Below are 4,773 nucleotides of genomic sequence, written 5' to 3'. Positions count from 1 at the left end.
CCTTGCAATCCAAAAACAGTCCACACCAGCAAATGCGATTCTGCCTCAATCGCTTAGCCGATCTTCACGGACGACTCGGTAAGTTAATCCCCGCGCAGGGCTGCCGCGCAGAGTAAAACGTTCTCATCGACAGGTGATGAGCTATGATCTCTGCATCAATCGCTCGCGATGTACCCAAAAAATCGACGAAATCCCAGGATAGTGTAACCGTACGGGTGCGTTCCTCCACGTGGAAGTAGATCGGCAGGCTGCCGATATGGCCAGCTCGTACCTGCAGGCGCGGACCTCGGCGGGCGGCCTCGATCACGACAAAATCGAGCGGCCAGTGCATGCATTGTTGGTAGCTCTGACGAAGCTGATCCGCAGAAGCGTTAGCTGTGGCGATGGGGTTGGTGCCGAACTCGTCTGCTACTCGTTGACGCTCCCGTATGACGAAGAACCATTGGTCGGAGTTCTTTAGCAACAAGCTCTCAAGGCTCTTATGCTGGAATGGCCGGATGTAGCTTTCACCAATTGCTATTGAGCAGTCTCTGACGGCAGGATCGAAGGTTTTCAGATCACCTATTCTCAGAGTAGCCTTGAGCATTGTTCTTGATACAAACTCGAGCCGCCCCTCGCGTGAGGGGCGGCAACAGAGCGTGAAGAATGATGCAATCAATCTTAAAGCCAGCCCTCCGTGGCACTATCGTTAGGTAGAGGTTCCTTTGGTGTCTTAAATAGTAGGGGGCGGCAGAACCGGTAGAGGAAGTTCAGTTGCATCGGACGCGGGCCGTTTGCGTGTGTCTGCAGTTGCACACTTCATGTCGTGTTGCTTACGGAGCGGGTTCTTGTCGTCTCGGCATCCTATGCTTCAGTAAGAAGCCGGGTAGTGTGGCGCGTCAGTTGTCGGCCACAACACGACGTATTTCATGTGAGACGCCGGGCGACAACCTACCAAGACTGGCGGGGTTGCATGACAGCGCTGGACAGAGCTCATTTGAAGTCCACTGGCGGTTAGCGATAGCAAATTTCGGTGAGCCAGCCATCGAGCATCTTTACGCGAGTTCGTTTGAAATCTAGACCGTGCGACAAGGCCATGCCGCTCTCTGCGCAAAGCAAAGCGCGCCGTTCCCTCGATGTGTCGCAGATATGTCAAAGTACACAGCGTTGTCGCCGATTTCCGAAATCTTGCATGCGTACTGGCGGTCCGATCGGTGCCTGCTTCTCGTCGTTGCCACGGTGGTGCTGATCTCAAGCGCGAGCAGCGTCGTAGCCCCCTATGTATTTTCGTCTCTGATTGATCGTCTGCCGCGCAGTGAAGGCGCGTCGGTGCTCGCCTGGGGACTCGCTGGCTATGCGGTCCTGCTTGGCATTGCTTCCGCATTTCAGCGTATGCTGCAGTATCTTTCCTTTATGACAGCAGAAAACCTAGGCTTCATCGCTGCAACTCGCTTTTTCGATCGAATCCTGAGAAAAACCGCAGCCTTTTTCCTTGAGCACAATCCCGTGGAAATACAGAGTGCGGCCGCGCGCGGCCGCAGCGCGTTGATCACGATGGTCCAGCTTGGAACTACGATCTTCTTCCCTGCTGCAACGCAGCTTTTGCTTACGATCGCTACTCTAGGTGCGCTCGTCAATATTCAGATCGCCGCAATCGTCGTCGCCTATGGGGCTGCCGCGATTACATTGACCTGGAGTTCGACGCGTCGGGCGCGCGTATTTCTGGACCGGGCCGTCGACGCCGGACAAGAGAATGCGCGTTTCGTCGGCAACGTCATGAATGCCATGGACACGTTGCGCCATTTTGGCAGTCATGCCTGGATGAGCCAGCGCTTTACGGTGAAAGCGCGGGAGGTGCGGGATAACTGTCGAGCCTACGTGCTTCAACGACTGCCCTACATCGCCGTGCTCGGCTTAGCCGTCGCGTTACAATTTGCCGTCACTCTTCTCCTTCTGGTTCCCGACTACCAGGCTGGCATGGTCACGATCGGCGACATTGTGCTGTTCAACACGCTTATACTCCAACTCAGTATGCCCTTCGAGATGGTCGCGCGCGCGATCTCGGACGCATCGAGGTCGCGCGCCGACCTCATTCCTCTCACCAGACTGTGGGGCGCACCAGAAGAGCGGCGAACGTCCCATACTCATGATTTCACGCCCTCCGCCGGCCAACTATCTTTCGAGGACGTTGGTTATGCCTACGAAAACGGTCGTGGCGTTACGAACGTCTCGTTTTTGGCTGGACGCGGCGGGATTACTTTTTTGGTCGGCGAAACGGGATCGGGGAAGTCGACAATCTTTAGGCTCGTCCTGAAATCAATCGAGCCGGACTGCGGCCGTATTCTGGTCGATGGAACCGATATAACGGGTATCGATCGCACGGATTGGTATGCTGCAGTTGCTGTCGTGCCGCAGGACGTGACGTTGCTCAATGTGTCGCTGGCCGACAACATTCTGCTAGGTCGGCCCCGCGATGAGGGACGCCTTCGCACCGCGTCGGAAAAAGCCGCTATTCTCCCGTTCATCGAGGCGCAGCCGGAAGGATTTGAAACAACCGTTGGAGAACGCGGTTTGAAGCTTTCAGGCGGGGAGCGCCAGCGTATTGCTATTGCCCGTGCGCTCTATGGCGAGCCGGCGATCCTTCTTCTCGACGAGGCCAGCTCCGCCCTTGACGAGCGAACCGAGCGGGACATCATGGACCATATTCGCAGCCTAGCGGAAGATGTGACCGTGCTGGCGATTACGCATCGCAGAGGCGTCATCTCTACAACCGACGTCGTGGTCGATCTGACCCCCTGCGCTTGTCAGACATAGGCAAGGCGGATGCTCAGCCCGCGCGTCTGCCGGTCTAAGAATGCCGGTTGCGGAATGTCTGCAAGTGAGACGAACCAAGCCATTGCCAACCCGGCCAGCGAATCTGGTGGCCAAAGCTGGACAGAACGGGACGTTCGAGCCGTCACGTCGTCTCGGGAATTCCCTGCCAAGGCTCATGTCAGCCGACCTGCGATTCAAACGCCGCGACACCCGGCCTGGAATAGGCAACAGCCGAACAGCCGGTCCAGTCGAGCTCAATTCGATCTGAGTCAGCCGAGTGATGCATCTGACCCAATATTACCCCACGCTCGTTTGAAAGTAATCGGCATGAGCCCCCCACCTGGGCATCGCGCGAATGAGCTGCGATACAGCCTGGTATGACCTGTTTTTTTGGAGGTGGGCTATGGCAGATGCCATGCATGAAGCCATGCTTGATGCCAGGCAGGAAGGCGGCTCCTATCGTCGGATCGAGGTGATCACGGGGCAGCGTCGGCGACGGCACTGGACGGCGGAAGAGAAGGCCCAGATCGTGGCGGAGAGCTTCGAGGAAGGGGCCAATATTTCCGAGGTCGCTCGGCGCCATGGCGTTGTCCGTGGGCTGCTGACGGTGTGGCGGCGCAAGTTCGCGACGGCAGCGAGCTTTCAGGCGCCAGGCTTCGTGCCGGTCCGGATCGCTTCCGAGAGCGGTCCGGCGACGGCAGACGAACCGGACCGGTTCGCGTCCGCGCATAAGGTGCTGCCGCAGATGGCATCGCCCCCAGGCAAGCTTGGCGGGATGATTGAGATCGAGGTGGGCGGGGCACGCATCCGGGTCGAGCCCGGAGTGGAGCTGGCGACGCTTTCGACAGTGCTATCGGCGCTTCGGGGCATCCGTTGATTGCATTACGGTCTGACCTCAAGGTGGTGCTGGCGGCACAGCCGGTCGACTTTCGCAAGTCGGTGCACACGCTGTCGGCGCTGGTTAGCGAAGCGCTGCGTGCGAACCCGTATTGCGGCGACGTCTTTGTGTTCCGCAGCAAGCGCATGGACCGAGTGAAGCTTCTGGCGTGGGACGGCAGCGGCATGGTGCTGGTGACGAAGTGGCTGCACCAGGGGCGCTTCACCTGGCCGCCGATCCGCGATGGCGTGGTGCATCTCAGTGCGACGCAGCTCGCGATGCTGCTCGATTACGCATGTTGATGCCCCTCCTCGTGAGGCTCAGTGATTCTGAGATCGAGATGATTGAGCTCATGATTGCGTAGTTTTCGAACAGCCTCAATCACGCGCGACGTGTTGGAGAACAGATGTGCGCCGGAAGGATGACGATCGATCAAAAGGCGCCCTTGCCTGATCTGAACGTAGAGCCAATTCACGGGAATGTTCAATACGCCGGCAAGTTGCTGTGCGCTGAGCAAGTCGGTTGAATGGCGCCATCGTGTACGTTGCTCGGTAAGCCCCTTGAGGCCGGCGTGCAAGCGAATGCGCTGGACGGTGATAGGCAGCACCTTGTCGGGGCAACTTGGTGACCGTTGTCCTTCGCTCGTCAATATGGCAGCGATCTCGTCGTCGTGCATCTTGGCGCGGGCGAGCTCAAGCACGCGTTCTCGCATCTCCGCGCCTTGGGCGAGATCCGCTACTGAGTTGACGCGCATCTTTACCTCGATGTCGGTGACGGCTCCGCCGCGCCAAGACGATCCTCATCCTGACGGCGTCGTGCTCGCCGCGGTCGAGGATCACCTTGTCAATGAGACAGCGCAGCAGCGCCTTGCGTTTCCCGTCGGTCGTGCTCGGGGCCGTCCAGATCTCAGGCAGACGGCCGGAGAGGCGGACGACTTTGTCGTTCAGCGCCTTGTTGCCGACGGTGATCTGAGCGATAGCCTGGGGAGACTTCAAACGGGCCAGGGCCTCCTCTGCCGCTCGAGCATCCTTCAGAGCCGCCTCCCAACGGCGCTCGAGCTCGGCGGCGACGAGCCGGTTGTCGGGATCGACGCGGTTGAACTG

5 protein-coding genes and 1 pseudogene are annotated in these 4,773 nt (G+C 58.7%); 3 read left to right on the top strand and 3 right to left on the bottom strand.

Features of this window, described 5'->3' with window-relative positions; genetic code table 11:
• Nucleotides 1-64 precede the first annotated feature (64 nt).
• Nucleotides 65-586 (bottom strand): hypothetical protein, encoded by a 522-nt coding sequence (locus QJT82_RS45045; protein ID WP_264641762.1) that lies wholly within the window; start codon nucleotides 584-586, stop codon nucleotides 65-67.
• A 542-nt stretch (nucleotides 587-1,128) separates the two neighbouring features.
• Here QJT82_RS45045 and QJT82_RS45040 point away from each other — a divergent pair.
• The 3 genes from QJT82_RS45040 to tnpB all read left to right on the top strand — a co-directional run bounded on the left by QJT82_RS45040 (nucleotide 1,129) and on the right by tnpB (nucleotide 3,972).
• Nucleotides 1,129-2,793: an ABC transporter ATP-binding protein gene (locus QJT82_RS45040; RefSeq protein WP_018269964.1), complete on the top strand. Its 1,665-nt coding sequence runs from the start codon at nucleotides 1,129-1,131 to the stop codon at nucleotides 2,791-2,793.
• Between the two features lie 466 nt (nucleotides 2,794-3,259).
• Complete coding sequence (locus QJT82_RS45035) at nucleotides 3,260-3,670, top strand: transposase (RefSeq protein ID WP_240537170.1); 411 nt, start codon at nucleotides 3,260-3,262, stop codon at nucleotides 3,668-3,670.
• A complete protein-coding gene (gene tnpB / locus QJT82_RS45030) occupies nucleotides 3,667-3,972 on the top strand; it encodes an IS66 family insertion sequence element accessory protein TnpB (RefSeq protein WP_051448103.1) in 306 nt (101 codons plus the stop codon). Before QJT82_RS45035 ends, tnpB begins: the two co-directional genes overlap by 4 nt.
• On the opposite strand, the gene QJT82_RS45025 is transcribed toward tnpB, so the two are convergent.
• Both QJT82_RS45025 and QJT82_RS45020 read right to left on the bottom strand, forming a co-directional pair.
• On the bottom strand, nucleotides 3,960-4,424 hold the full coding sequence (locus tag QJT82_RS45025) for a hypothetical protein (RefSeq protein ID WP_016846316.1): 465 nt from the start codon (nucleotides 4,422-4,424) through the stop codon (nucleotides 3,960-3,962). The two genes, tnpB and QJT82_RS45025, sit on opposite strands and share 13 nt — an antisense overlap.
• Nucleotides 4,363-4,773 (bottom strand): annotated as a pseudogene (locus tag QJT82_RS45020) (hypothetical protein); the annotation flags it as partial. The pseudogene QJT82_RS45020 and the gene QJT82_RS45025, both read right to left, overlap by 62 nt.

The organism is Bradyrhizobium sp. Mp19 (genome assembly GCF_029952935.1).
GTDB lineage: Bacteria > Pseudomonadota > Alphaproteobacteria > Rhizobiales > Xanthobacteraceae > Bradyrhizobium > Bradyrhizobium elkanii.
This window is presented reverse-complemented; position numbering and strand designations above follow the sequence as displayed.